Below are 26877 nucleotides of genomic sequence, written 5' to 3' on the forward strand. Positions count from 1 at the left end.
TGTGTGAAAGTAGGACACCGCCAGACGCCCCTTAAACAAAGCCCAGCTTGAGACATCAAGCTGGGCTTTGTGCTTTGTGTGCGGCAAACGCTTCCCGTGATCCTTGAAAGCAAAGTTGAATCAATGGGATGGACTCCTCCCTCCTGATACGGCATCAACGTGCCAGACTGGAAGTGTCAACAAACCAGTCAACAGAAACGAGGAGTCCACCATGAAGATTATGCGCATCGGCATCGATTTGGCCAAAATCGTATTTCAGGTTCATGGTGTGGATGCTCAGGAAAAGCCGGTTTGTCGCCGTCAGTTGCGCCGCCGTCAGTTACTGGAATTCTTTACCAATCGCGAGCCTTGCCTGATCGGCATGGAAGCCTGCGCCAGCGCCCATCACTGGGCACGCAAGCTGCAAGCGATGGGGCATACAGTGAAGTTGATCGCGCCGCAGTTCGTGAAAACCCTACGTCAAGGGTAACAAGAATGACGCCAACGACGCCGAGGCCATCTGCGAAGCAGTCGGCCGGCCCAGTATGCGGTAAAGACGGTAGAACAGCAGGATTTGCAGGCATTGCACCGCATTCGTAGCGAGCTGATCCGGCAGCGCACCGCCAAGGTGAACCAGATTCGCGGCTTGCTGGGCGAGTACGGCATCGTCGTGGCGACGTCCCCCCCCATTTTCAATAGCAGAGGGCTTTAGAGTCCGGGCTAATTTACCTGATTTCTCAGCGAGTGATTTGGCGTGGGCGACCGGCGTCAAACCGCCAAGGGCCTTCTTGGGTCTTTCGTTGTTGTATTCCCTCCGCCAGGCTTCGATGACGACCTGGGCATGGTACAGGCTGGTGAACCAGTGTTCGTTCAGGCACTCATCCCGGAAGCGCCCGTTAAACGATTCAATGTAGGCGTTCTGATTGGGCTTGCCGGGCTCGATGAGGAAGAGTTGAACAGCACGAGCATGCGCCCAGGTCAGCATGGCGCGGCTGCAGAACTCCTTACCGTTATCAGTCTGATCACTTTCGGCAAGCCGCGTGTCTTCGCCAACTGGTCGAGGATGCGCGTCAGATGCAGACCACCCATCGCACGTTCCGGAACAATGGCCACGGCCTCATGCGTGGCATCATCAACCACGGTCAGATTCTTGATGACGCACCCCTCTGCCGTCCGGTCGAACACAAAGTCCATCGACCAGACCTGATTGGCGGCCAAGGGACGAGCCAACGGGTGACGGTCTGTCACCGGAATCTTCTTGCGCTTGCGCCTGCGAATTTGCAGACCCGCCTCGGCATAGAGCCGATCCACCCGCTTGTGATTGACCACCATGTCACTCTGCCGCAGCTTCAAGTAGATCATGCCGGCACCGTAGCGTCGGTGCCGTTGCGCGAGCGCGATGATCTTCGCTTTCAAGGCGGCATTACGATCGGTGGCGGGCTGGTAGCGGAATGAATTGGGACTCATGCCGGCCAAGTGCAGCGATCGACGCTCGCTGAGCCCTTTGCCCACGAGATGGCGCACCAGCTCCCGCCGTGATGGTGCGCTTACCACTTTTTTCGCAAGGCCTTTTTGGCAATCTCTTTCTCGAGCAGCGACTCGGCCAGGAGCTTCTTCAGGCGCGCATTCTCGGTCTCCTGCTCCTTGAGGCGCTTGGCCTCCGAGACATTCATGCCGCCGAATTTGTTGCGCCAGAGGTAATAGCTGGCTTCCGAGAAGGCGTGCTTGCGGCACAGCTCTGCAATGGGCATGCCCGCTTCCGCTTCGCGCAGGAAGCCGATGATCTGTTCTTCGGTGAATCGTTTCTTCATGTCCAGTCTCCATGTGTGGTTGATTGGACTCCAAAGTCACGTGCTACTCAATACCGGGGGGCGTCGGTGGCACAGCACGTACCGGCGTTGCGCAAGGCGCTGCCGGAAATCCTCGAGGATGCCGAAAACGGACTGAGTGTGTACTTTCGTACCCTGCTGGACGGTCTACGCGCCGATCTGGTGTATCTGGATGAGCAGATCGACCGGCTGGATCAGAACATGCAGCACCAGGCTAGCACGAATGCGCAGGCAAGAAAGCTGCAACAACTGCGCGGCATCGGCCCCATCACCGCCACGGCGCTGGTGGCGGCCATCGGGCAGAACTCGGGCCAGTTCAAGCGCGGGCGCGATCTGGCCGCCTGACTGGGATTGACACCCGCTCAGCACAGCCGCGGTGGCAAGGACCGGTTGCTGGGTATCAGCCGCGTGGCGATGCCTACCTGCACACCTTGCTGATTCACGGTGCCCGCGCAGTGGTGCGAACTGCGGCGGGGCGATCCGACCGATTGAGTCTCTGGATTCAAAATCTGTGCAGCCGGCGTAACAAGAATGTCGCAGCAGTCGCGCTAGCCAACAAGACCGCTCGGCTGGTTTGGGCGCTCCTCAGCCGCGAAGCGGATTACGACCCGGCCTACGGGCTGGAAGGGAATGAAGCGACCTAACGCCATCAGTGCCTCCTGGTCCCGACAAAGGGGTGATCAACGAGTAAGCCAACCTTCACGATTGCCAAGCAAGTCGCAGTGATGGCCGACCGGTCGGACCGGCGTTAGCAGAACCCTGGTGGGGCGAAGTGCAAACAGCACGATGAATGGAGCTAACGCGCGAATAGCCCATCATGGTCCGGGCGATAACGCCCAACTCAAGGCCGGATATACGTGAGCAGTCGATCCGACGACCTGAGCTGTGAAATGCTAGCAAGCCGGGAGGAGTCCATATACGCTCCTTCTTCAGACTACTGAAGAAGGACTCTGCCACAGCGTTATCCCAGCAATTGCCACATCGGCTCATGCTGGGTTCAAGGTTGTGGGATAGGCAGAAACGGCGCCAGTCATCACGGCCATATTGCGAGCCCTGATCCGAATGGAGCAGCACGCGTCCAGTAAGTTTGCGCCGCCACAGAGCCATCAGCAAGGCGTCCAACGCCAATTCGCGGCTCAATGTTGGTTTCATCGATCAGCTCACCACCTTGCGTGAGAACAAGTCGATCACTACCGCCAGATAAAGCCTGCCCTGGCAAGTACGGATGTAGGTAATGTCCGTCACTCAGGCTTGGTCAGGCTGTGATGTCGGCTCGCCGATTTTACGTAGATCACCCAGTACGCGGCGAGACCCATACACCCCGCCACTGGCTCGCCAGGAGTCGCGAATCAACGCCAGCAATCTGGTATCTTCCTTGGCATGGTCAGACTCGGGGGCTGTGTAGCCATTGATAGAGGCCGGCACGGGCAACTTGCAACAAACGACACATGGTCGTCAGCGGCCAGGTATGTCGATGCTCGTTCATGAAGCGGTACCTTACTCGGACTCCCTGGCAAAGTACCGCGCGGCTTTTTTTTAGAATATCTCGCTCTTCTTCTGTGTGCCGCAGTTGCGCCTTCAGGCGAAGGATTTCGCTCTTTGCCTCGATCAGCTCGGCAGCCTGTTTCTCCGAATTATCTGGGCTGACCGCTTTCACCCATTTGTATAGGCTGTGGCAGGAAACCCCAAGCCGAGCGGAAACCTCGGCCACAGAGTGGCCGCGCTCAGTGACCTATTTGACGGCTTCTTCTTTGAATCCAGGGGTGAAACGCTATGTGCTCATGGATATCCTCCTATGCTAAAATCATAGGGCAGGATTGCCTACCGGAAGCGGGGCAGACCAGTCGATTGAAGCTGAAGTAAGAAATGGCTGTGCTCGTCTTGCTTGAAAATAAAGCAAAAAAAGAGCGTTGCGGCAAGGGGGAACCACAACGCTCAGGAAGAAACACGTCAGCAACAGTATTGCCCGCCGTGTTCTTCATCCTAGACCAGATGGCCTGAATTGCGAGAAGGAATTGCGCTGCGACGACCTGGCTAATGGCTCAGGTGCGCGGCAGGGTAACGCCGACTTGTCCCATGTACTTACCTGCACGATCCTTGTAGGAAACGTCACAGATTTCGTCGGACTCAAAGAACAGTACCTGTGCCACGCCCTCGTTGGCGTAGATTTTGGCTGGTAGCGGCGTGGTGTTGGAGAACTCCAGCGTGACGTAGCCTTCCCATTCCGGCTCAAACGGGGTGACGTTGACGATGATACCGCAACGGGCATAGGTCGATTTCCCCAGACACACGGTCAGTACCGAGCGCGGAATCTTGAAGTACTCGACGGTGCGGGCGAGGGCAAAGGAGTTGGGCGGAATAATGCAGTAGCCCTTGCCGGATACCTCGACAAACGATTGAGGATCGAAGTTCTTCGGATCGACGATGGTGCTATTGATGTTGGTGAAGACCTTGAATTCATCGGCGCAGCGAATATCGTAGCCGTAGCTCGATGTTCCATACGAAATGACTTTCTCGCCGTTAACCTGCTTGACCTGCTCGTACACGAATGGCTCGATCATGGCCTGTTCTTCGGCCATGCGACGGATCCACTTGTCGGATTTGATGCTCATCTTGTTGTTTTCCAAGGCGCTTGAGTTAGCTGCGGATTTTACCGCCCATGCCGGCGGTGAGGCTACCGGCAAGCGTCAAGAAATATTGAATAGCTTGGTAAAACAGGCAATTTCCAGTACCTGGCGCACGGTCTCCCGGCAGTTCACCAGCGCCAAGCCCTTGCCGGCGCTGCTGGTGCGTTCTTTCAGCAGCAGCAGCATGCCCAGTGCCGAGCTGTCCAGATAGGGTACCTGGTCGAAATCGACCTCGATTTCGGTGATGTCGCTGTTGTCGAGCAATTCCTGGCTTGCTTGGCGGAATGCCTTGTGGGCATTGAAATCGAATTGGCCAACAAGAAAGATGCTGCCAACATGGCCGCGCAGTTTAACGATAGGTTTCATCATGGAGTCATTGCCATTCATGGTTCGCCAGCCTGTGGAAGGACAACCGAGAACACGGTGCTGTCATCTTCGCGATGATAGCTTAGCTCGCCCCCCAGTGCGTCAATTACTCGCTTGGTTATGGCGAGGCCAAGACCGGTGCCGTTCGCCCTGGTCGTGAAAAAGGGTTCAAAGATACGGGGCACCAGCTCTGGAGCAATGCCTGGGCCGTTGTCTCTTATTCTGAATGTAAGACAGTTTTCGCGGTTCAGCACCTCCAGCGTGATCTTTCCGTCGGCCGGTACGTGTTGCAGTGCATTTTCGAGCAGACCGATCATGGCCGCTGCCAGCTCTTTGGGGCGGCAGTTCAGCGACGTTTGCTCCAGTGCTGCGGCGTGAATCTGAAAGTGCACGCCATGGCCCTCGCACTGTGGTGCGAACGACTGCTCCAGTTCGTGTACCAGCTCGGGTAGCGGGTAGCGGGTGACCTGTTCGCTGGAGGTGTTCTGGCGCACAAAGCCCAGCATTTCCTGGGTGAGTCCCTCCAGCGCTTGCAGGCGGTCGACAATCTTGCGTGAGAACTTCAGCCGTTCCTCGGGCGAAAGCGTTGGCCGCTCCAGATTCTTGGCGTAGAGCAGGGCGGTGGCCAGCGGGGTGCGCAGCTGGTGGGCCAGTGATGCTGCCATTTGCCCCATGGAGGCGAGCTTGTTTTGCTGCGCCAGTTGCTCGTGCAGGTGACGCAGTGTCCCCACGTCATGCAGGAGGAAGATTGTCGACCGGTCGTCCAGTGGGCAGGTTTGCAGGGTCAGGTAGCGTGTCCTGCCGCTATGCGGGTCGGCTAGGTGGATGACGCCGTCTGCATCCATCTGTCGTAGTAGTGCTGCTTCGCTCCAGTGCGCGTCGCTCTGCAGTCCGGGCAGCATCGTTTTCGCGGCATTGTTCAGTGAGATGATCTGTTTTTTTGCATCGGTTTCGATGACACCGGCAGGTAATTCATTGACGAGGGTGGCCAGTCGCTGCGCCAGCTGGGCGTTGGCTTGCGACTTTTGCAGTAGCTCATCATTGGCTTGGGTCAACTGAGTATTCAACTCTTCAACTTTGATCTCAAGCTGTTGGTATGCTTTGATCAACTCATCGGTCACCGCGTTAAAGTGGGCAAATGTTGCGGCCAACGTTTCCGGGGTGGTATTTGTTGATAGATTATTCGACATTAAGCAGGCGCCATTTGTAAAGGCTAGTTAAACCGTATGATAATCCTACCCCTGTATGCGGGGTGTGATGGTGCTGGACTCCTTATGGAGCACAGGCGATACTACCCGGAGTGTTGCCATTCTGGAATGTAAAGCTTGACGCCGGCTGGCATGAATGTCTTTGTCGTAAGAAATGAATTTTTCCTCGGAGGTTTCCGTGTCTGAGCTTCTTAAAAAAATCGATGCCCGCACCAAGCTGGCAGGAACGAACAAACTGGAAATTCTCTTGTTCTCTCTTGGGGTTGACCAAAGAACAGGGCGCAAGGAGACCTTCGGTATCAATGTTTTCAAAGTACGTGAAGTGATGCGGACGCCGGAAATCACCTCGGCACCGGAAATGCCTTCTTCCGTCGAGGGGATGGTCAGTCTGCGTGGCAGCCTGGTGCCGGTGATCGATCTGGCACGCTACGCCGGCATCGTCAGCGAGAAGCGCCCGGAAATCATGATCGTGACCGAGTACAACGGTCATACCCAAGGCTTTCTGGTCGAGGCGGTCGATACCATCCTGCGTCTGGATTGGGCGGCAATGCGGGTGCCGCCGGAGATGATTACCAACCGGATGGGCGGTCTGGTCACTGCGGTCACTGAGCTGGATGGCGGTACGCTGGTCATGATGATGGACGTTGAAAAGGTGCTGGCGGAAACAGCCATGTACGGTGACGAGCACCAGTTCATTGGCATCGATCCGATTAAAGAGCCGCGCATGGTGTACTTTGCCGATGATTCGGCGGTCGCCCGCAAGCAAATCCAGCAGACATTTGAGGTCATGAACATCAAGTATGCTTCGGCCATTAATGGTATGCGGGCATGGGATGACCTGCAGCGTATGGCGTCGCAGGCTGAGCTGGCCGGGCGCAAGTTGAGCGATGTCGTGAACCTGGTGCTGACCGACGTCGAGATGCCGGAGATGGACGGTTATATGCTGACCAAGCTGATCAAGTCCGATCCTCGCTTCCATGGCATTCCGGTGCTGATGCACTCCTCGCTGTCGGGGCAATCCAACCAGAAGCTGGGTGAGTCGGTTGGCGTCGATGCCTATGTATCCAAGTTCGAGCCACAAAAGCTCTCGATGAAAATCCGCGAGATGCTGAAGATTTGAGCTGATTTGCGCTTTATTTAAGGAGTGGCCATGTCCGCATCTGATGCCTCTTTGCTAGCCAATATCGATGCCCGTACCAAGCTGGCGGGATCGAACAAGATGGAAATTCTGCTGTTTTCGTTGGGTACCCGCGAAACATTCGGGATCAACGTGTTCAAGGTACGTGAAGTGTCGCAGACGCCTTTCGTCACCAAAACCCCCAATATGCCGTTTGGTGTCGAAGGGGTGTTGTCCCTGCGAGGCAACATCATTCCCGTGATTTCGCTGGCCAAGTTCATCGGCTGCGAGTTGGCGGAGGGTGGCTACAACACCATGATCGTCACCGAGTTCAACAAAAGCACCCAGGCTTTTCTGGTGGATTCGGTGGATCGCATCATTCGTGTCGATTGGGACAAGGTGCGCGCGCCTGAAAACGTGATGAATACCACCCAGCAGACGCTGATCACGGCGGTGACCGAGCTGGATGATGGCAAGCTGGTCTCCATTCTGGACGTTGAGCAGATTCTGTCCAGCGTCGTCGGCGAGACCCGTCTGCCGGATATTCCTCAGGCGGCACTGGAGGATGACCAGTACGTCTTCTTCGTTGACGATTCGGTAGTGGCGCGGAAAGAGATTTCCAACGTGATGGACAAGATGTCCCTCAAGTATCATCAGGCAAACAACGGCAAAGAGGCGTGGGATAAATTGCAGGTGCTGGCGAACAGAACCTGGTCCGACTCCGAAAGCCTGCACGACAATCTGAAACTGATTCTGGTTGATGCGGAAATGCCGGAAATGGATGGTTACGTGCTGACCAAGTTGATCAAGTCGGATGCCCGTTTCTCCGGTATTCCGGTGGTGATGCACTCTTCCCTGTCATCCAATGCCAACCGGGCGATGGGCGCCAGTGTCGGTGTCGATGCCTATGTCGCCAAGTTCGATCCTGCGGTGCTTGCGGATACAATCATTCCTTTCCTTCAGCGCTAGGAACAAAATAAGCTGGGAATTGATATCAGCTCAGGAAAAAGCCAATGATAGATAAGAATATGAGATTTCTGGTTGTTGATGATTTCTCAACAATGAGAAGGATTGTGCGCAACCTCTTGAAGGAATTGGGCATTACCAATGTCGATGAGGCCGAGGATGGCCAGGTTGCATTGCACAAGCTGAAGACACAGCATTTTGACTTCATCGTCTCTGACTGGAACATGCCAAACATGACCGGTATCGAGCTGCTACGTGCGGTGCGGGCTGATCCGCAACTGAAGACGCTGCCGTTCCTGATGATTACTGCCGAAGCGAAACGCGAAAACATCATCGAAGCCGCAACGGCTGGAGCCAGTGGCTACATCGTGAAGCCGTTTACTGCCGCGACACTGGAAGAAAAGATGGGCAAGATCTTCCAGAGCCTAAACAAATAAAAGCAGCCTGTACTGTTGCCAGGAGAAATTGTCGTGCCGGATCATCTTCTTGAAAGTGGCGATTCGCCAGAGCTGGAAGCTCTATTTGAAAGCATTGCCAAACAGCAGGCCTCTCAGCAGGAGGCGCCCTCGGCAGAGGTTGATGGTGCGAATCCCCAGGCTGCATTGGCAATTTATGCTCAGGTCGGCCAAATGACCCGCAAGCTGCACGATGCGCTGCGTGAGCTTGGTTACGACAAGTCCTTGGAAAAGGTGGCGGATGCCCTTCCTGACGCCAAGGACCGCTTGGGGTACATTGCCACGCTGACGGCCAATGCCGCGGAGCGGGTGCTGAATGCAACCGATATCGCCCGTCCGATTCAGGATGAGCTGCAGTCCCAGTCCGCAAGCCTCTCGGGTCGTTGGGACCAGCTGTTTGCGAACCAGCTGTCGGTTGATGATTTCAAGTTGCTGGCCGCAGATACCCGCCGCTTCCTGGCCCTGGCACCACAGCAGACGGCGGCGACCAATGCCCAGCTGCTGGAAATCGTGATGGCGCAGGATTTCCAGGACTTGACCGGACAGGTGATCAAGAAGGTCATGGACATGGTCAAAACGCTGGAAAGCGAACTGTTGTCCGTGTTGATCGAGTACCTGCCGGCCGAGAAGAAGGTGGAGCTGGGTACCGATCTGCTGCAAGGTCCGGTCGTGAATCCTGATGGCCGTTCCGACGTGGTAACCAATCAACAGCAAGTGGATGATTTGCTGGAAAGCTTGGGTTTCTAAGGCGCGCGATCGTCTAGGCCGTCTACTGCGGGCCGATAATGAAAAGGAAGTCAAAATGAGCGACTTTGCAGGTATGGAAGATCTGATGCAGGATTTTCTGCTCGAGTCCACGGAGCTGTTGTCCGATGTCGACAACAAGCTATGCGAGCTTGAGAAACGGCCTAATGACAAGGCGTTACTGAATGATATCTTCCGGGGCTTCCATACCATCAAGGGCGGAGCCGGCTTTCTGAATGTATCGGCAATGGTGACCATCTGTCACCGTACCGAAAACCTTTTTGACAAGCTGCGCAACGGCGAGTTGCCGCTGTCGTCGGAACTGATGGATGTGATTCTGGATGCGACGGGCGTGGTGCGCGGCATGTTCACCACCTTGTCGCAAGGGCTGTCGCCGGCCGCGCCGGATGCCGGCTTGCTTGCAGCACTGGACAGTGCGCTGGCAGGCAACCTGGTGCCTCCCGCTGCACCCGTGGCTGCGCCTGCTGCGGCACCGGCTGCGGCAGCCAATACACCGGACTGGAATGTGTTGCACGCGGCAGTGACCAAGACAGGCGCCCCTGCTGCAGCGACACCGGCTGCGGTGGTGGCGGTGCCGGTTGTCGAGGCTGTCGTCGAGACGCCGGCGGTGCCAGTCGTGGCCGCCAAGCCGGTACCGGCAAAGATGGCGCCACAACAAGGCATGGCCAGTGCGCCGCCGGAAAACACCATTCGCATCGATACCGTTCGTCTGGACCAGGTGCTGAATCTGTCCGGTGAAATCGGCCTGACCAAGAACCGCCTGACCACGCTGCGTACCGAAATCCTGCAGGGCAATATGGAGACGCATACCCTGCGCTCCCTTGACGAGGCGATCAGCCAGCTCGACCTGCTGGTCAGCGATTTGCAGAATGCGGTGATGAAGACCCGTATGCAGCCGATCGGGCGCCTGTTCCAGAAGTATCCGCGTCTGGCGCGGGACCTGGCGCGGCAATTGGGCAAGGAAGTCGAACTGGTCATTACAGGCGAGGAAACCGAACTCGACAAGACCATGATCGAGGACCTGAACGACCCGTTGGTACACCTGGTGCGCAATGCGGTCGATCACGGTGTCGAGTCCTCCGAGGAGCGCATCAGCGTCGGCAAGAAGCCGCAGTCGCTGGTGCAGCTGTCGGCCGAGCAGGTTGGCGATCATATCGTCATCGAGATCACCGATGACGGCAAGGGGATGAATCCCGAGGCGCTGCGCCGTAAGGCCATCGAAAAAGGCCTGATCGATGCGGAAACGGCCAACGGTCTCGACGAGAAGCAGTGCCTGCAGCTGATTTTCCTGCCGGGCTTCTCCACCAAGGACCAGATTTCGAACGTGTCCGGCCGCGGTGTCGGCATGGACGTGGTACGCACCAATATCCAGAAGCTGAATGGCCGTATCGACATCAACTCCGAGCAGGGTGTCGGCACCAAGATCAGCATTTCGTTGCCTCTGACGCTGGCCATCCTGCCAGTGCTGGTGGTGCGTGCCTGCAACCAGCCATTTGCCGTGCCGCTGGCCATGGTGCGCGAAATCATTCCGATCGATGTTGCCGCGATCCAGGAAGTATCGGGGCGGCCAACCATCGTGGTGCGCGACGAGATCCTGCCGTTGAAGACACTGGCCAACCTGCTGAACTGGGCGCCGACACAGAAACCGCAATTCGGCGTGCTGATGCAGTCCGCCGAGAAGTCCTTCATCCTCGCCGTCGACTCCTTTGTCGGCCGTGACGATGTGGTGATCAAGCCACTGCAGAACATTCGTCCGAAGGGCGTTGCCGGTGCCACCCTGTCCGGTGATGGTTCGGTGGTGCTGGTGCTGGACATGGAAGACTTGCTGATGGGGCAGGCGGATGCACCGAGTGGTGGCGCGATGATGCTTCGCAACGCTGACAACTATTCTTACTGAGCCCGCTTGCAATGTCCGTATCGGCTTTTTTGGGAAGACAGCCTGTTCTGAACCGTAACCAGCAGCTCATCGGCTATGAGCTGCTGTTCCGTGAAAGTGAAACCTCGACCGAAATCGGGCGGCATGCCGAGCTGGATGCCGATACCGAGGTGCTGGTCAATACCCTGAACCACATGGGTACCAGCTGGCTGATCGGCAACAAGCTGGCCTTCATCAATGTCGGCGAGTCGATGATCGGCAGCGACTTTCTGGAGTTGCTGCCGCCGCGGCGGGTAGTGCTGGAAATCTCCGGCAAGCTGACGCCTTCCAACGAGCTGCTGTCCCGTGTCCGTCACCTGCGTTCCCTCGGCTTCGGGGTGGCGCTGGATGGCTTTTCGTTCGAATCGCCGGCGGCGGCCTTTCTCGACCTGGCCAACTACGTCAAGCTGGATGTGCAGTCGATGGATGCACAGGCTTTCCAGACGCTGGCGGTACGTTTGCGCAGCTATCCGGTGATCCGTATCGCCGAGCGCGTCGAGACCTATGAACACTACCATCTGGCCCGCGATCTGGGGCTGGACGGCTATCAGGGCTACTACTTTGCCAAGCCGGAAACCCTGTCCGCCAAGGTGATACACCCCAGCTTTGCCAATACCCTCAAGCTGTTGAACCTGCTGCGTCAGGATGCGGCGCTGAAAGAGGTGGAGGCGGTGCTGAAAACCGACGTTGCGCTGTCCTTCAAGTTGCTGCGCTACGTCAACTCGGCCGCAGCCGGGCTGAATACCACCATCAGTTCGTTCTCGCATGCCTTGACGGTACTGGGCTACAAGCGCCTGTATCGCTGGCTGACGCTGCTGCTGGTGACCAGTTCGGAAAACGGCCTGATGCCGGCCGCGCTGCAGAAAACCGCGGTGTCGCGTGCGCGCATGATGGAGCTGATCGCGCTGGAGTCCGGTCTGCCTTCCGATGTCGCGGACAGTTTCTTTATCACCGGCATGTTTTCGTTGCTGGACGTGATTTTCGATATGCCGATCGCGCTGGCGCTGGAGCATCTCAACCTGCCGGAAGAGATTTGCGAGGCGCTGATGGTGCATGCCGGCCGTTATGGCCTGTGCCTGGAGCTGGTGCTGGCGATGGAAGCCGGCACCGACAATCTGCCGCAACTGGCGCAGCGCCTGAACATCGAGGCCGAGGCCTTGAACCTGTTGCACACCAGTGCACTCTCTTGGGTGGAAGAGCTTAGTCTATAATCACCCCTCTGTTTCTCTCGGTTAACTCAATCATGAAGTATCTGGCTATCGATACGTCGAACACGCATGTTTCGATTGCGGTCGCTGTGGACGAGCGTTTTTTCTCGGCAACCTTGCCGGTGGTGAATGGCCACTCCGAAGAAACCCTGCCGTTGATCCAGCGCCTGTTGGCCGATAGCGGCATCGACCTCGCCGAACTGGACGGCATCATTTACGGCCAGGGGCCGGGTGCCTTCACCGGTTTGCGCATCGGTTGCGGCATTGCGCAGGGACTGGCGCTGGCGCATGACTTGCCGCTGATCCCGGTGCCGACGCTGGACGTGATTGCCTTCCAGTCCGGTGCGTCGGCGGTGCAGGTGGTGATGGATGCGCGCATGAACGAGGTCTACACCGCGAGCTATCGCGACGGCGTGGCGCAAACCCCGATCACGCTGCAGGCGCGGGGCGAGTTGACCGTTCCCGCCGATATTCCGGTGCTGGCGGGCGACTGCGCGCAAGAGCTGACCTGTCCTGGCAAGACGGTGTACGAGCTGCGTCCGGATGCGGCCAGCTATATCCGGCTGGTACGCCGTGGCGGCTATGCTGCCGTGGCGCCGGAGGCGGCGGGGCTGCTGTATATCCGCGACAAGGTGGCGCTGACCGCCGCCGAACAGCAAGCACGCAAGCATGGCTGAGCTGCAGCGGCTGACCGATCCGGCCTTGGCCGAAGCGCTGCACCAGCTGGAGGCGGCGGTGTGCACACATCCGTGGGCCACGGCGGTCTACGCGCAAACGCTGGCCTCCGCCAGCGAACGGGTGCAGGTGTTGCAGCCGGCAGACGCGTGGCTGGCGGTGCTGGTTTCCGAGCAGATTCTGGACGAACTGCATATCCACAATATTTTCGTGCCGCTGGCCATGCAGCGTCGAGGCCATGCCCGCGCCGTGTTGCAGGCGGCCTTGGCCGAGGCGCAGGCCGCCGGTGCCAGTCGTTGCCTGCTGGAGGTGCGCGCCGGCAATGCCGCGGCCATCGGCCTGTATCGCTCGCTCGGTTTTGTCGACTGCGGCGTGCGCAAGGGTTACTACCGGCATGAGCACGGCCGCGAGGACGCGCTGCTGATGGAGTGCCCGCTATCATGAGCCGCCAACATCTGCTGCTTCGCGAGCTGGGGCTGGCACCACGCTGGCGCTTGCGCCATGGCGCGGCGCCGGAGCCGGTCTTGGCACCGGTTGCGGCCAACCTTGTGCCTGCTCCCGTGATGCCAGCGGTCGCCGCTCCGGTGGTTGTGCCGGCGGTGGCAGCGGTGCCGGCGCCTGCCGTTGTCGAACCGACCACGACCGCGTTGCCAGAGTGGGCCGCCTTGCAGCAGCAGGTAGCAAGCTGCACCGCCTGTGGCCTGTGCCAGACCCGCACCCAGGCGGTGTTCGGCAAGGGCAATCCGCGGGCGCGCATCATGCTGGTCGGCGAGGCGCCCGGTGCGGAAGAGGACAAGCAAGGACTGCCGTTCGTCGGCAAGGCCGGGCAACTGCTGGATAATATGCTGGCCGCCATCGGTCTGAGTCAGGACGATGTCTTTATCGCCAATGTGCTGAAGTGTCGCCCGCCGGGCAACCGTAATCCGGCCGCCGACGAAATTGCCGCCTGTGCCGACTACCTGCGCTGGCAGATTGCCCACGTCCAACCGGAGGTGCTGGTGACGCTGGGCCGCTTCGCCGCCCACGCGCTGTTGCAGAGCGATGCCGCCATTGGCGCGCTGCGGCGCGAGACGCACCAGTATCAGGGCATCCCGTTATTCGTCACTTTTCATCCGGCGTATCTGCTGCGCAGCCCTGGCGAAAAAGCCAAGGCGTGGCAGGATCTGCTGGCTATCCGTCGTGCGCTGGCCAAGAAGGCCTGATGTGGCGCAGCGACCGTTCCCTTCTTCTGGATAATTCAAGTCAATATCATGTGGTTCCGACAACTTAGTTTTTACCAGCTGCCTGCCCCGGAGCAGATTGTGGCCAGCAAGCTGGCCGATGCCCTGAATGCCCGCCAGTTCCAGCGCTGTTCCGGCCTCGACTGGTTCAGCGAGGGCTGGGTCGCCCCTGCGCCGCATCTCGACGAGCCGCTGTATGTGCAACGCGAGCGCTTGCTGCTGTCGCTGCGTCGCGAGGACAAGGTGTTGCCGGCCGGCGTAATCCGCGACTTCCTGGACGCCAAGTTGCGCGACATCGAGCAGCAGGAGCTGCGCAAGGTTGGCCGCAAGGAAAAGCTGGCGATGAAGGAGCAGATCACCGACGACCTGCTGCCGCGCGCCTTTACCCGTACCAGCCGCACGGCCGCCTATTTCGATCTGGCGCGCGGCTGGCTGGTGGTGGACAGCGGCTCCGCCAGCAAGGCGGAAGCGCTGCTGAGCAATCTGCGCGAGGCAATGCCGCCGCTGCCGGCCACGCTGCCGCGCACGGTGCTGTCGCCGCACACGCTGATGACCGACTGGCTGGCGGCGGGCGAGGCCAGCGACGACTTCGTGCTGGATTCCGACTGCGAGCTGAAGGACAGCTCGGAAAACGGCGCGGTCGTGCGCTGCACCCGCATGGACCTGACTGCCGACGAGATCCGTCAGCATATCGCCACCGGCAAGCAGGTGACCCGCCTCGGTCTGATCTGGCGCGAGCGCATCCGCTTCACGCTGACCGATACCCTGCAATTGAAAAAGCTGCAGTTCCTCGACGTGCTGCAGGAAGAAGCCAGCCAGGCGGGGGACGACGCCGCCAGCCTGTTTGAGGCAACCTTCCTGCTGATGAGTGAGGAGTTGGGCGAGCTGATCGACGATCTGGTGCAGGCGCTGGGCGGCTTGCAGGATGCGGCCAACGTTGCGCCTCCGGCTGCTGCGCCGACCGCATCGGCACCGCCAGCCGCCGCCGCGGCGCCTGGCACGGTCGACGTGCCCTGGGATTGATGTCGTGTGCCTGCCGCCGTTGGCGGCAGGGTGCCTTGCTAGCGTGACCATCATGAAAAACGCCTTGCACCGACCGGTGCAAGGCGTTTTGTCATGGTGTGCCGGTATGGTTTACAGCCCGCCGTCCTCGACGCGCAGCACCTGGCCTGGCTGGATCTGGTTGGCAACCAGCTGGGTGTTCCAGCGCTGGATGTCGCTGTGATGAATGCCGAACTTGCGGGCGATGCTGAACACGGTATCGCCGGCCTGCACCACGTACTCGGCCGATTTGCGTGCTGGCTGCTGATAGGCAACGGTGCGCAGTGGCGATGTCACGCTAGCGGTGACGTTGCCCAGCGGGGCGCCCAGCACGCGCAGGTTTTGTCCCAGCTTGACCGCGTCGCTGTTCAGTGTGTTCAGGCTTTTCAGTTCCGCCACGCTCATGTTGTAGCGGCGCGAGATGTTGTACAGCGTGTCACCGTTGGCAACGACATGGTTTTCCACGCGGGTGGCCGGGCGCAGCGGCAGTTCGGGGGCGTCGCTGGCGCTGGCCACCGCGGTTGCCGCCGGTTTGGCGCGCGGAGCCGGTGTGGCTTGCGGTTTGCTGACCGGCTGGCTCAGTGCGACGGTAATGCTGTTGCCACTGGTGGCGGCAGGCGCGACGACGTTGTTCGTCACAACGGCGACGGGAGCAACGCTAGCGGCAGGGCTGTTGGCGGCAAGGGCGACGGCTGGCGCGGCAACGGCGGTCAGTGGGCTGCTTGTCAGTGTGCTTGCCGGTGTGCTGTTGGTGGGGCTGGTGGTGACGCTGGCGACGATGGGCGTGATGACTGGTGCCACGGTGGCAGCCGGAGTGGTTGCGGCAACGCTGACGCTCGCAACGCGTACCACCGGCTGTTCATTGCTGCTGGCCTGCAGCACCGGTGCGCTGGCCGGGGCGACGTCGCTGGCCTCCAGTGTCACCGGGGCATCCTGGGTGCGGGCGGCCACCAGCACCGGACGGCCGGCGTTGACGGTGCGGTTGCCCTGCAGGCTGTTGGCGACCAGCAGCTCGTTCGGGTTCATGTCGAATTGTTGTGCCAGCTCGCTGACGCTGAGATCGCTCTCCGGTACGTGCACCTGCCAAGTCAGCAGTGGCTTGTCCCATTTGGCCAGGTTGGTCTCGAAGCGGTGCAGCTTGGTCGCCGGCAGCAGCATCTGGCGGCCGCTCTTGTGGGCGTATACCGGCAGGTTGAATGCGGGGTTGAGTTCCTTGAACTCGGAGACCGGCATTTCCGCCAGCTTCGCCGCGATGTCGATGTTCATGTGCTTGCCGGTGCTGACGGCGACAAAGGCCGGCTTGTTGGGCAGCACGTCGATGCGCAGGCCGAAGTTCTCCGGCTGCGCCATGATGTTGCGGATGGCAAGCAGTTTCGGCGCGTAGTTGCGCGTCTCGGCCGGCATCACGATGTTTTCGTAGGTTTCGGTTTCGCCCTTGGCGCGCACGCGGCTGATCGCCTTGCTCAGATTGCCCTGACCCCAGTTGTAGGCGGCCAGCGCCAGGTTCCAGTCGCCGAAACGGTTGTACAGCACCTGCAGGTAATCCAGCGCGGCGCGGGTGGATTCCACCACGTCGCGGCGGCCGTCATACCACCAAGTCTGCTCCAGTTCGTACTCGCGGCCGGTAGCCGGCATGAACTGCCACAGGCCGGCGGCGCCGACCGGCGAGCTGGCGCTCGGTACGAAGGAGCTTTCCACCACCGGAAGGAAGGCCAGTTCGGTTGGCATGCCGCGCTTTTCCACCTCGTTCATGATGTGGAACAGGTATTTGCGGCTGCGATCGAGGGTGCGGCGCAGGTATTCCGGGCGCGCGGTGTAGTACTTCTCGTGGCGGCGTACCAGCTCGGGATTCACCTCCGGCAGCTGGAAGCCTTCGCGCGCGCGTTGCCACACGTTGTCGCCGTTGCGCAGCAGGCTGGTGTTGATCAGCATCATGTCCAGACCGGCGGCCAGGCCGTCGTCGACACCGGGCGTGCTCCAGCCCGGTATCGTCACGCTAGTGGTCGCGTGGGCGGCGGGCAGGGCAAGGAGAACGGCGAGGGCGAGCGGGGTAAATTTTTTCATGGCAACGGCCTGATCGGAGCATATCGGGCGATGCTACCACGCCCGCCTGCGACGTCAATTATGAAGCGCTATGTTGTTCATTTAATTTCTTAATTTTTGTGTCTTTCACGACAAAACTATTTGCTAGGTGGATGAATGGCCATTCAGCTGGTGCGGAAGTCATTTTTCCATTGCCGCAGGGTGGCAAACACGCTCAGCGCGTCATTGCCGCCCTCGGGCTGATGGTGGCGCGCGGCGCGGCGGATGCCGGCCTCGCCGCAACGCAGGAACGGGTTGTGCTGCAGCTCGTCCGCCAGTAGGCAGGGCAGCGTCGGCAAGTCCTGTTCGCACCGGGCGCTGTCGCGTTGCCAGCGCTGCTGCAGCGCCGGATTGTCCGGCTCCAGTGCCAATGCAAATTGTAGATTAGCCAGCGTGTACTCGTGTGCCGGATAACACAGCGTCTGCGCCGGCAATGCGGCCAACCTTTGCAGCGAGGCGTGCAGGCTTTCTATGCTGCCGTCAAATACGCGGCCACAACCGGCGGCAAACAGGGTGTCGCCGCAAAACAGGTGCTGGCCGCAATGAAATGCCAGATGGTTGGCGGTGTGTCCGGGGACTTCGTAGACCTGGCAGCTCAGGCCCAGTGCCGGCAGTCGGCTGCCTTCCATCACCGGCACGCTGACGCCGCTGACACCGGCCGGGCCGTACACCGGACAATCCGGCCACTGCGCGTGCAGCGCCGGCAAGCCGCCGATATGGTCGTGGTGGTGGTGGGTGATCCAGATCGCGTGCAGCCCCAGTTGCGCCTGTGCCAGAAACTGCTGCACCGGGGCGGCGTCGCCGGGGTCGACCACGATCGCGGCGCGGTCGTCGTGCAAAACCCAGATATAATTATCAGAGAACGCCTTGAGTGGGGTAATGCGTACAATGTCGGCCATGAATGATCCTGCAATGATGGAAGAGTTCGCTGACTGGCTGGCCAGCGCCGAACTGGGACAATACCTGCTGGCGCAGGAACAGGCTTTCTTCGACAGCGCGGTGGCCGACGTGTTCGGTTTTCGCGCGCTGCAGATCGGCCTGTGCCAGCACGATTTCCTCGCCATGAACCGCATCCCGTGGAAAGGTCTGGCGGCGGCCTGTGGCGAGCCGGGCGTGGTCTGCGATCCGGCCTTCCTGCCGTTCGACAGCAAGAGCCTGGATCTGGTCATTTTGCCGCACGGGCTGGATTTTACCAGTCTGCCGCACCAGGTACTGCGCGAAGCGGCGCGGGTGCTGGTGCCGGAAGGGCGGCTGATCATCACCGGTTTCAATCCGGCTTCGCTGTGGGGCGTGCGCCGCCTGCTGCAGGGGCGGGAAGACAACCCGTGGCGCGGCAACTTCGTGTCGCTGCCGCGCATCCGCGACTGGCTGAAATTGCTGGAGCTGGAGCACGAGGCGACCTCATTCATGGCATACTCGCCGCCTTTGGCGCGCAAGGACTGGCTGGCCCGCTGGCAGTTCATGGAAAGCACCGGCGCGCGCTGCTGGCCGCTGGCCGCCGGCGTCTATGGCGTCGTCGCCGTCAAGCGCCAGCGCGGGCTGCGCCTGATCACGCCGCGCTGGGCACCGGCCAAGCCGGCCCGGGCGATGCTGGTCGCCGGCGGCAACGACCGCAATCCGCTTACCCGTAGCTCTGATAACGAGACATTGCATGACTGACGAGATCGTCGAGATTTACCCTGATGGCGCCTGCAAGGGCAATCCCGGCCCCGGTGGCTGGGGCGTACTGTTGCGCTACAAGGGGCAGGAAAAGGAAATGTTCGGCGGCGAAGCCGGCACCACCAATAACCGCATGGAGCTGCTGGCGGTGATCCGCGGCCTGGAAACGCTGAAGCGCAGCTGCCGCATCGTGGTGTACACCGACTCGCAGTACGTGCAAAAAGGCATCTCCGAGTGGATCCACGGCTGGAAGACGCGCGGCTGGAAAACCGCCAGCAAGGAGCCGGTGAAGAATGCCGACCTGTGGCAGCAGCTGGACGCGCTGCGCAACAACCACCAGGTGGAGTGGCGCTGGGTCAAGGGCCACGCCGGCCATGAATTCAACGAGCGCGCCGACCAGCTGGCCAATGCCGGCGTCGACAGCCTGCGCCGCTAGTCCTCTGTCCGCCTGCGGCCAACCTTGAACCCCATCCGATACCATCATGCGCCAAATCATTCTTGATACCGAGACCACCGGCCTGGAGCCGAGCCAGGGCCACCGCATCATCGAGTTTGCCGGCCTGGAAATGGTGGACCGCAAGCTGACCGGTCGCCATCTGCACCTGTACATGCACCCCGAGCGCGAGATCGACCCCGACGCCGAGCGCGTGCACGGCATCTCGCTGGATTTTCTCGCCGACAAGCCGAAGTTCCACGCCGTCGCCGACGAGCTGGTGGACTTCATCAGCGGCGCCGAGCTGATCATCCACAACGCGCCGTTTGACGTCGGCTTCCTCAATGCCGAATTCAACCGCCTCGGCATCGCGCCGGTGGACAAGCTGTGCGCACAGGTCACCGACACCCTGCGCATGGCGCGCGACACCTTTCCCGGCAAGCGCAACAGCCTGGACGCCTTGTGCGACCGCTTCGAGATCGACCGCAGCAACCGTACCCTGCACGGTGCGCTGATCGACTGCGAGCTGCTGGCCGAGGTCTACCTGTGGATGACCCGTGGCCAGGAAAGCCTGATGATGGACGCCGGCCCCGGTGACAACGAGGGCGGCACCGGCCTCAACCTGGCGTTCGAGCGCAAGCCGCTGACGGTGCTGGCGCCGACGGCTGAGGAGCTGGCCGCGCACCAGGAGTACCTCGACCTGCTCGACAAGACGGTGAAGGGCAGCTGCCTGTGGCGCAGCATCGAAAGCCCGGCGCCAGCGCAATCATGAGCGATTGCATCGCGCTGGTGCCGGCCGCCGGCCACGGCAGCCGTTTTGGCGCCGCGACCCCGAAACAGTACCTGCCGCTGGCGGGCCGGCCGCTGCTGGCGCACACGCTGGACGTGCTGTGCCGCAATGCAGCGATCAGCCGCGTGGCGGTGGTGATCTCGCCCGGCGACGAGTGGTTCGACAGCTTCGACTGGCCGCAGCCGAAGCTGGAAGTGCTGCGCGTCGGCGGCCCCAGCCGTGCCGAGAGCGTGGCCGGCGGCCTGGCGGCGCTGGCGGCCGACGCCGACGACTGGGTGCTGGTGCACGATGCGGCGCGGTGCTGTCTCAGCGACAGCGCGCTGCAGCGACTGATCGACAGCCTGCAGGGTGACGCGGTCGGCGGCCTGCTGGCACAGCCGGTGGCCGATACCGTCAAGCAGGCGAGTCCGCAGGGCCGCGTCGCCGCCACCGTGCCGCGCGACGGTCTGTGGCTGGCGCAGACGCCGCAGATGTTCCGCGCCGGCCTTTTGGCCGACGCGCTGCGGGATGCGGCCAACCCGGCGATTACCGATGAAGCCTCCGCCATCGAGCTGCTCGGCCATGCGCCGCGGCTGGTGGAGGGCGAGGCACAGAACTTCAAAGTGACGTGGCCGCAGGATCTGGCGCTGGCCAGCGCCATCCTCGCGGCACGCAAAGGATAAGCAGATGACGCCATTCCGTATCGGTCAGGGCTATGACGTGCACCGTCTGGTCGAGGGCCGCCCGCTGATGCTCGGCGGGGTGCACATCCCGCACGACAAGGGCCTGCTCGGCCACTCCGACGCCGACGCGCTGCTGCACGCCATTACCGACGCGGTACTGGGGGCGGCGGCGCTGGGCGATATCGGTCGTCATTTTCCCGATACCGACCTAGCATTCAAGGGCGCCGACAGCGGCCTGCTGCTGCAGGAGGCGATGCGCCGCGTGCGCGCTGCCGGCTGGCAGCTGGTGAACGTGGACAGCACCATCATCGCGCAGGCGCCGAAGCTGGCGCCGCACATCGATGCCATCCGTGGCCGCATTGCCGAACTGCTGGCCATCGACGTGGCCTGCGTCAACGTCAAGGGTAAGACCAATGAAAAGCTCGGCTACCTCGGCCGGGCCGAGGCGATCGAAACGCAGGCAGTGTGCCTGCTGGTGCCGCAATAATTCCTCATTCCGGAGAACACTCAATGGACCAGAATCAACTGAAACAGCTGGTGGCACAACAAGCCATCAAATTCGTGCCGGATGACTGCATCGTCGGCGTCGGCACCGGCAGCACCGTCAACTTCTTCATCGACGAACTGGCCAAGATCAAAGGCCGTATCAAGGGCGCGGTGTCCAGCTCCGAAGCGTCAACCAAGCGGTTGAAGGAAATCGGCATTCCGGTGCTGGACCTCAACAGCGTCGGCCCGGACGAGCTGCCGGTGTATATCGACGGTGCCGACGAGGTCAACCACCACCTGCACATGATCAAGGGCGGCGGTGCGGCGCTGACACGCGAGAAGATCATCGCCGCGGTGGCGCAGCAGTTCATCTGCATCGCCGACGAGAGCAAATATGTGTCGGTGCTGGGCGCCTTCCCGCTGCCGGTGGAAGTGATCCCGATGGCGCGTAGCCACGTGGCGCGCGAGATCGTCAAGCTTGGCGGTCACCCAGAGTGGCGCATGGGCGTCACCACCGACAACGGTAACATCATTCTCGACGTGCACGGCATGCAGATCGCCGAGCCGGTGAAGCTGGAGCAGCAGATCAACCAGATCGTCGGCGTGGTCACCAACGGCCTGTTCGCTGCCCGCCGGGCCGACGTGCTGCTGCTGGGGACTGCCGCTGGTGTGAAAGAACTGAGCTAAAAACCTGTGCACGATCTGCTGCGGCTTGATATCAATGGGGCGATACGGCGTTGAGTACGATCCAGGAATGCGCATTTACCATTTGTAAATTCCGCTTCTTCTGCCGTTTTCGCCTTGTCTCGCGTGAGCTCGCCAGATCGTGAACACGTTCTACGCACGCAGCCAGTCACGCTTGCGGCCAACGTTGGCCGCACGCGCTGCGTTACCGTGCATCTTGCTGCAACAGAACTGTCATGTTGCGCGTCTATCATGGCGCGCTTGAAGCCGAAAACCAACGAGGTCGCTCATGCCTGATCACATTTCCAAGCAGTTTGATATGGAGCTCGAAAATATCCGCACCCGCGTGCTGCAGATGGGGGGCTTGGTCGAACAGCAAATCCGCGCCGCGATGGAGGCGTTGCAGGAGGGGGATGTCGATCGTCTCGACCGCGTGATCGCCGACGACGCCAAGGTCAACGCCTTCGAAGTGGCGATCGACGAGGATTGCCAGCACATCATCGCCCGCCGCCAGCCGGCCGCCAGTGACCTGCGCATGGTGATCACGGTGATCAAGACCATCACCGATCTGGAGCGTATCGGCGACGAGGCGCAGAAGGTCGCCCGCGTCGGTCGTTCGCTGTACCAGTCGTCGCGCTATCCGACGCCGCGCTTCCGCGAGGCCGACAAGATGGCCAAGTCGGCGCTGGCGATGCTGCACCGCGCGCTGGACGCGTTTGCCCGCCTCGATACCACCGCCGCGGTGGAGCTGGCCGAAGAAGACATGATGCTGGACGAGGACTATGCCTCCGAGCTGCGTTCGCAGATCACCTACATGATGGAAGATCCGCGCACCATCACGCTGTCGATCGATACCCTGTTCATCTGCAAGGCGATCGAGCGCATCGGCGACCACGCCAAGAACATTTCCGAGTATGTGGTGTATCTGGTGAAGGGCAAGGACATCCGTCATACCTCGCTGGAAGACAAGAAGCGCGAGACCCTGCCGCAAGAACCGGTCTGATTTTGCGTGCAGTAGTCCAAAGGCGGCGGTAACATCGGTTACCGCCGTTTTTTCATTTCCCAACCCGTTTCCAAGAAGGGGTGATTCTTGAACAGTACTACGCCCCCCTATGATGTATTGGCCACCGTCGACCTCGGTTCGAACAGTTTCCGGCTGCAAGTGTCGCGCGTGGTGGACGACCAGCTGTATCCCCTGGATGTATTGAAGGAAACCGTCCGTCTGGGCGGTGGCCTCACCGAAGACAAGCTGCTGCAACAGGACACCATCGATCGCGCGCTGGCCTGCATGGCGCGCTTTGGCGAGCGGCTGCGCGGCTTCGAGCCGCGCCAGGTGCGCATCGTCGGCACCAACACCCTGCGCGTGGCGAAGAATGCCCCGGCCTTCATCAGCGAGGCCGAACGGCTGCTGGGCTTCCCGATCGAGATCATTGCCGGGCGCGAAGAAGCGCGCCTGATCTACCTTGGCGCCGCGCACAGCCTGCCGGCCACCAAGGAGCGCCGGCTGGTGGTCGACATCGGTGGCGGCTCCACCGAGTTCATCATCGGCAGCCAGTACAAGGCGCACGTCACCGAGAGCTTGCCGCTGGGCTGCGTTACCTACAGCCTGCGCTATTTTCCCGGCGGCAAGATCAGCAAGGCCGCGTTCCGCGACGCCGAGCTGGCCGCTGCCAGCGAGATCCAGCGCATCACCCACGCCTATCCGCAAAGCGAATGGCAGCTGGCGGTCGGCACCTCCGGCACCGCGCGTTCGCTGCGCGACATCCTGGAGATCAACGACTGGACCAGCGGCGAGATCACCCTCGGCGGCATGTTGCGCCTGCGCGAGGAGTTGCTGCGCTTTGGCTCGTTCAAGACCATCGACCTGAACGGCCTCAAGCCGGACCGGGCGCCGGTGATCTGTGGCGGCCTCGCGGTGATGATCGCGGTGTTCCAGACCTTGCAGATCGAGCGCATGATCGTCACCGATGGCGCACTGCGCGACGGCGTGCTCTATGACCTGCTGGGGCGACAGCAGGAGAAGGACATGCGCGATGCCACCATTGCCCAGTTCAAGCGCCGTTATCACGTCGATACCGCACAGGCGGAGCGGGTGCTGCGCCTGGCCGAGCAGTTTTACGGTATGGTGGCGCCGGACGGCCCACTGCTGAAATGCCTGAACTGGGCGGCCAAGGTGCACGAGATCGGCCTGTCGATCGCGCACACCGCCTACCACAAGCATTCCGCCTACATCCTGCAGAACGCCGACATGCCGGGTTTCTCGCGGCGCGAGCAGAGCGAGCTGGCCACCATCGTGCTCGGCCACCGTGGCGACATGGGCAAGATGACGCGCGAGATCGCCGATCCGGAACTGTGGCACGCGGTACTGGCGCTGAGGTTGGCCGCACTGTTCTGTCGCAGCCGCAACGATGTCGATGGCCGGGCGGTGCAGAACGTGCAGCAGACCATGAACGGCTACGCCATCACCATCGATGGCGATTGGCTGGAAGCCAACCCGCTGACCACCAGCGCCTTCGGCCAGGAAGTCGGCCAGTGGCGCCGCGTTGGCATGTTGCTGGAGTTGCGCCCGGCCTGATTGCTGGAAGTTGTTGAAAATGCCATGGCTTTGCGATAAGTTTTTATTTTGATCTATGCGGATTGGAATGCCATGGCCAGCAAAACCACCACCAGTCGCCGCCTGATTACCCCGAAAAGCTGGGGCATCCGTCAGCCGGAGCTGATCGATACCCCCGGCCGCGACCGGGTCTGTTCGCGCTGTTCCGGGCGCGGCCTGACCGAGGTGCGCACCATCGCCGGCATGATGATGCGCTGTCCGCGCTGCAAGCAGCTGCAGTTCTGAGTGTTGCCGGCAAAAGAAAAGACCACCGCGTGCGGTGGTCTTTTGCTTGCTGCGGGCCGGGAAATCAGGCGCGCTTCTTGAATTCGTTGGTGCGGGTATCGATTTCGATCTTTTCGCCGGTGTTGACGAAAGCCGGAACCTGCACTTCGAAAGTGGTGCCTACCAGGCGTGCCGGCTTCAGTACCTTGCCGGAAGTGTCGCCACGGACGGCTGGCTCGGTGTATTCCACTTCGCGAACCACGGTGGTCGGCAGTTCTACGGAGATGGCCTTGCCGTCGTAGAAGGTCACCTGGCATTCATCTTCCATGCCGTCAACGATGTAGTTCAGGGTGTCGCCCAGGTTGTCGGCTTCGACTTCGTACTGGTTGAACTCGGCGTCCATGAACACGTACATCGGGTCGGCAAAGTAGGAGTACTGGCAGTCCTTGCGATCCAGTACCACCACGTCGAACTTGTCGTCGGCACGGTATACCGCTTCGGAACCCGCACCCGTCAGCAGGTTTTTCATCTTCATTTTCACGACCGAAGCGTTACGGCCGGATTTGCTGAATTCAGCTTTTTGTACAACCATCGGCTCGCCGCCGACCATGAATACGTTACCTGCGCGGAGTTCCTGAGCGGTTTTCATGCGTTTAAGTCCTAAAGTCTTGAATCGGAATCGGAAAACGATTCCCTTGGAAACCGGTTATTGTAGCTGCTTTTCGGTGAACTGCACCAGTCGTGTGGCGAGGTCGCCGTGACGCAGTTGCATTTGTGGCCAGCTGCGGGCGTGGCGTTGCCATTCCGCCAGTACCGCCGGCAGCGCCTGCCAGACCTGGCCGATGTCCTGCTCGCGGTTCCAGCCTTGCCACAGCGCGTGGATCTGCTGCCGAGCCGCCGGCGACAGTGCGGCGCTGTAGCGTTGTAAAAAAGCCTCCAGCTTGACCAGGTGCGCGTCTTCGTCCTGGCGGTAGATGTGCCACAGGAATGGCCGCGCCGCCCACTGCGCGCGCACGAAGCTGTCCTCGCCGCGCACGATGTTGATATCGCACGACCACAACAGCCGGTCGTAGCCGTGCTGATCGGTCAGTGGCAGCACGTGCAGCGTCAGTGCGCCGCGTTGCAGCACGTCGCCGGCCTGCGGCAGCTGCGCGAGGCCCAGCGCGGCGGCGACATCCGGCAACACCTTGCCCTGCGGCACCAGCAGCCGCAGCGGCTGGCTACCGGCGGCGCAACTGGCCAGCCACTGCCGCGCGGCGGCGGACTCGTAGCAGAACAGGCTGACGCGCAGCTCGCCGGCGCGGCGCGGCGGTACGCCCAGCTGTTGCCAGTAGGCATCCTGCAGCGCCGTGTCGGCCTGCCACGCATCGCGTTGTGCCGGCAGTGCCTGTTCACAGAGCAGGCCGCCGGTATCGTCGCCAAAGCCAGGAAAATAGAAGTGCTTGGTCAGCGGCAGCTGCGGATGCGGCGAGGCCAGGCCGTGGCAGCCGGCGACCCAGTCTTCCGCCGACAGGTATTCCAGATTGATCCATACCGGCTTGCCCACCCGGCCGACCATGGCGGCCAGATAGCGCTCCGGCAGCGGGCAGCCGAAGGCCTCGATCACCACGTCGGCCGCGTCGGCGGCAGGGAAGTCCTGCGCCGGCCAGTGGCGGATGTCGACGCCGTCCAGCTGCTGCTGCGCCAGCGCCGGCTGCAGGCCGGGGGCGATGCGGGCAAAGCTGGCCAGATCGTCCACCCACAGGCGCACCACGAAGCCGTACTCGTGCGCCAGCTGCCGCGCCAGGCGCCAGGTGACGCCGATGTCGCCGTAGTTGTCGATCACGGTGCAGAAAATGTCCCAGCGTTGCGCCATGCTGCTCTCCTTACAATGGCTGCGCAGCATAGCGCAG

General features: G+C 61.1%; 28 protein-coding genes and 3 pseudogenes. 22 read left to right on the forward strand and 9 right to left on the reverse strand.

Annotated elements, in window-relative coordinates:
* Positions 1-211: 211 nt before the first annotated feature.
* Positions 212-652: pseudogene (locus NOM55_RS08110) on the forward strand (IS110 family transposase); the annotation flags it as partial.
* Positions 653-712: 60 nt separating this feature from the next.
* Here the strand turns inward: NOM55_RS08110 and NOM55_RS08115 are convergent.
* Positions 713-1790: pseudogene (locus tag NOM55_RS08115) on the reverse strand (IS3 family transposase); the annotation flags it as partial.
* Between the two features lie 66 nt (positions 1791-1856).
* On the opposite strand from NOM55_RS08115, the gene NOM55_RS17430 reads away from it, so the two are divergent.
* Positions 1857-2153, forward strand: a complete 297-nt coding sequence (locus NOM55_RS17430; protein ID WP_370687870.1) for a transposase — start codon at positions 1857-1859, stop codon at positions 2151-2153.
* A 570-nt stretch (positions 2154-2723) separates the two neighbouring features.
* On the opposite strand, the pseudogene NOM55_RS08125 reads toward NOM55_RS17430, so the two are convergent.
* A pseudogene (locus NOM55_RS08125) lies at positions 2724-3579 on the reverse strand (IS3 family transposase); the annotation flags it as partial.
* Positions 3580-3674: 95 nt separating this feature from the next.
* Here NOM55_RS08125 and NOM55_RS08130 point away from each other — a divergent pair.
* Positions 3675-3809 (forward strand): hypothetical protein, encoded by a 135-nt coding sequence (locus NOM55_RS08130; RefSeq protein ID WP_255908185.1) that lies wholly within the window; start codon positions 3675-3677, stop codon positions 3807-3809.
* Between the two features lie 41 nt (positions 3810-3850).
* Here the strand turns inward: NOM55_RS08130 and dcd are convergent, their stop codons facing one another.
* The 3 genes from dcd to NOM55_RS08145 all read right to left on the reverse strand — a co-directional run bounded on the left by dcd (position 3851) and on the right by NOM55_RS08145 (position 5991).
* The gene (dcd, locus tag NOM55_RS08135; RefSeq protein ID WP_047968178.1) at positions 3851-4420 is read right to left on the reverse strand and encodes a dCTP deaminase; all 570 of its coding nucleotides are present in this window, start codon (positions 4418-4420) and stop codon (positions 3851-3853) included.
* A 75-nt stretch (positions 4421-4495) separates the two neighbouring features.
* Positions 4496-4804, reverse strand: coding sequence for an STAS domain-containing protein (locus tag NOM55_RS08140; protein WP_255908186.1), 309 nt, complete (start codon positions 4802-4804; stop codon positions 4496-4498).
* Between the two features lie 14 nt (positions 4805-4818).
* Complete coding sequence (locus NOM55_RS08145) at positions 4819-5991, reverse strand: PAS domain-containing sensor histidine kinase (protein ID WP_255908187.1); 1173 nt, start codon at positions 5989-5991, stop codon at positions 4819-4821.
* 196 nt (positions 5992-6187) lie between these two features.
* Here NOM55_RS08145 and NOM55_RS08150 point away from each other — a divergent pair, with 196 nt between their 5' ends.
* From NOM55_RS08150 to NOM55_RS08195, 10 genes are read left to right on the forward strand one after another with little or no spacing between them, the layout of a single operon-like run.
* Complete coding sequence (locus NOM55_RS08150) at positions 6188-7129, forward strand: chemotaxis protein (protein WP_047968180.1); 942 nt, start codon at positions 6188-6190, stop codon at positions 7127-7129.
* A 30-nt stretch (positions 7130-7159) separates the two neighbouring features.
* On the forward strand, positions 7160-8095 hold the full coding sequence (locus NOM55_RS08155) for a chemotaxis protein (protein ID WP_047968153.1): 936 nt from the start codon (positions 7160-7162) through the stop codon (positions 8093-8095).
* A gap of 47 nt (positions 8096-8142) precedes the next feature.
* Positions 8143-8529, forward strand: coding sequence for a chemotaxis response regulator CheY (gene cheY, locus NOM55_RS08160; RefSeq protein ID WP_202902794.1), 387 nt, complete (start codon positions 8143-8145; stop codon positions 8527-8529).
* Positions 8530-8562: 33 nt separating this feature from the next.
* A complete protein-coding gene (gene cheZ, locus NOM55_RS08165) occupies positions 8563-9294 on the forward strand; it encodes a protein phosphatase CheZ (protein ID WP_255908188.1) in 732 nt (243 codons plus the stop codon).
* A gap of 55 nt (positions 9295-9349) precedes the next feature.
* Entirely contained in the window at positions 9350-11209 is a 1860-nt protein-coding gene (locus NOM55_RS08170) for a chemotaxis protein CheA (protein WP_255908189.1), read from the forward strand.
* Between the two features lie 11 nt (positions 11210-11220).
* A complete protein-coding gene (locus NOM55_RS08175) occupies positions 11221-12438 on the forward strand; it encodes an EAL and HDOD domain-containing protein (protein WP_047968156.1) in 1218 nt (405 codons plus the stop codon).
* Positions 12439-12470: 32 nt separating this feature from the next.
* Entirely contained in the window at positions 12471-13112 is a 642-nt protein-coding gene (gene tsaB / locus NOM55_RS08180; protein ID WP_255908191.1) for a tRNA (adenosine(37)-N6)-threonylcarbamoyltransferase complex dimerization subunit type 1 TsaB, read from the forward strand.
* Entirely contained in the window at positions 13105-13554 is a 450-nt protein-coding gene (gene rimI, locus NOM55_RS08185; RefSeq protein ID WP_255908192.1) for a ribosomal protein S18-alanine N-acetyltransferase, read from the forward strand. The genes tsaB and rimI overlap by 8 nt, the downstream gene beginning before the upstream one ends.
* Complete coding sequence (locus NOM55_RS08190; protein WP_255908193.1) at positions 13551-14312, forward strand: uracil-DNA glycosylase; 762 nt, start codon at positions 13551-13553, stop codon at positions 14310-14312. Before rimI ends, NOM55_RS08190 begins: the two co-directional genes overlap by 4 nt.
* 48 nt (positions 14313-14360) lie before the next feature.
* Complete coding sequence (locus NOM55_RS08195) at positions 14361-15353, forward strand: recombination-associated protein RdgC (protein WP_255908194.1); 993 nt, start codon at positions 14361-14363, stop codon at positions 15351-15353.
* A 111-nt stretch (positions 15354-15464) separates the two neighbouring features.
* Here the strand turns inward: NOM55_RS08195 and NOM55_RS08200 are convergent, their stop codons facing one another.
* Together NOM55_RS08200 and gloB are read right to left on the reverse strand one after the other, a co-directional pair.
* Positions 15465-17435, reverse strand: a complete 1971-nt coding sequence (locus tag NOM55_RS08200) for a LysM peptidoglycan-binding domain-containing protein (protein WP_255908195.1) — start codon at positions 17433-17435, stop codon at positions 15465-15467.
* Between the two features lie 143 nt (positions 17436-17578).
* Positions 17579-18352, reverse strand: a complete 774-nt coding sequence (gene gloB / locus NOM55_RS08205; RefSeq protein WP_255908197.1) for a hydroxyacylglutathione hydrolase — start codon at positions 18350-18352, stop codon at positions 17579-17581.
* Between gloB and NOM55_RS08210 the strand changes: the two genes are divergently transcribed.
* From NOM55_RS08210 to NOM55_RS08250, 9 genes are all read left to right on the forward strand, one after another.
* On the forward strand, positions 18351-19112 hold the full coding sequence (locus NOM55_RS08210; RefSeq protein WP_238377360.1) for a class I SAM-dependent methyltransferase: 762 nt from the start codon (positions 18351-18353) through the stop codon (positions 19110-19112). The genes gloB and NOM55_RS08210 overlap by 2 nt on opposite strands.
* Positions 19105-19548, forward strand: a complete 444-nt coding sequence (gene rnhA / locus NOM55_RS08215) for a ribonuclease HI (protein ID WP_047968164.1) — start codon at positions 19105-19107, stop codon at positions 19546-19548. Before NOM55_RS08210 ends, rnhA begins: the two co-directional genes overlap by 8 nt.
* 46 nt (positions 19549-19594) lie before the next feature.
* Complete coding sequence (dnaQ, locus tag NOM55_RS08220) at positions 19595-20317, forward strand: DNA polymerase III subunit epsilon (protein WP_255908198.1); 723 nt, start codon at positions 19595-19597, stop codon at positions 20315-20317.
* On the forward strand, positions 20314-20997 hold the full coding sequence (ispD, locus tag NOM55_RS08225; protein WP_255908199.1) for a 2-C-methyl-D-erythritol 4-phosphate cytidylyltransferase: 684 nt from the start codon (positions 20314-20316) through the stop codon (positions 20995-20997). Before dnaQ ends, ispD begins: the two co-directional genes overlap by 4 nt.
* Before the next feature lie 4 nt (positions 20998-21001).
* Complete coding sequence (ispF, locus tag NOM55_RS08230; RefSeq protein WP_255908200.1) at positions 21002-21484, forward strand: 2-C-methyl-D-erythritol 2,4-cyclodiphosphate synthase; 483 nt, start codon at positions 21002-21004, stop codon at positions 21482-21484.
* Positions 21485-21507: 23 nt separating this feature from the next.
* Positions 21508-22170, forward strand: coding sequence for a ribose-5-phosphate isomerase RpiA (gene rpiA, locus NOM55_RS08235; protein ID WP_255908201.1), 663 nt, complete (start codon positions 21508-21510; stop codon positions 22168-22170).
* Between the two features lie 286 nt (positions 22171-22456).
* The gene (gene phoU, locus NOM55_RS08240; RefSeq protein WP_047968169.1) at positions 22457-23170 is read left to right on the forward strand and encodes a phosphate signaling complex protein PhoU; all 714 of its coding nucleotides are present in this window, start codon (positions 22457-22459) and stop codon (positions 23168-23170) included.
* Between the two features lie 87 nt (positions 23171-23257).
* Positions 23258-24742, forward strand: coding sequence for an exopolyphosphatase (gene ppx, locus NOM55_RS08245; RefSeq protein ID WP_120811425.1), 1485 nt, complete (start codon positions 23258-23260; stop codon positions 24740-24742).
* A gap of 72 nt (positions 24743-24814) precedes the next feature.
* Positions 24815-25006, forward strand: coding sequence for a hypothetical protein (locus tag NOM55_RS08250; RefSeq protein ID WP_120811427.1), 192 nt, complete (start codon positions 24815-24817; stop codon positions 25004-25006).
* 64 nt (positions 25007-25070) lie between these two features.
* Here NOM55_RS08250 and efp read toward each other — a convergent pair whose 3' ends face one another.
* Positions 25071-25634 carry an elongation factor P gene (gene efp / locus NOM55_RS08255; RefSeq protein ID WP_047968172.1) on the reverse strand — a complete coding sequence of 188 codons (564 nt, stop codon included), beginning with the start codon at positions 25632-25634 and terminating at the stop codon, positions 25071-25073.
* Between the two features lie 57 nt (positions 25635-25691).
* Positions 25692-26840, reverse strand: a complete 1149-nt coding sequence (gene earP, locus NOM55_RS08260; protein WP_255908203.1) for an elongation factor P maturation arginine rhamnosyltransferase EarP — start codon at positions 26838-26840, stop codon at positions 25692-25694.
* Positions 26841-26877: the final 37 nt, after the last annotated feature.

The sequence above is a fragment of the Vogesella sp. AC12 genome (assembly GCF_024437575.1).
Lineage (GTDB): Bacteria > Pseudomonadota > Gammaproteobacteria > Burkholderiales > Chromobacteriaceae > Vogesella > Vogesella indigofera.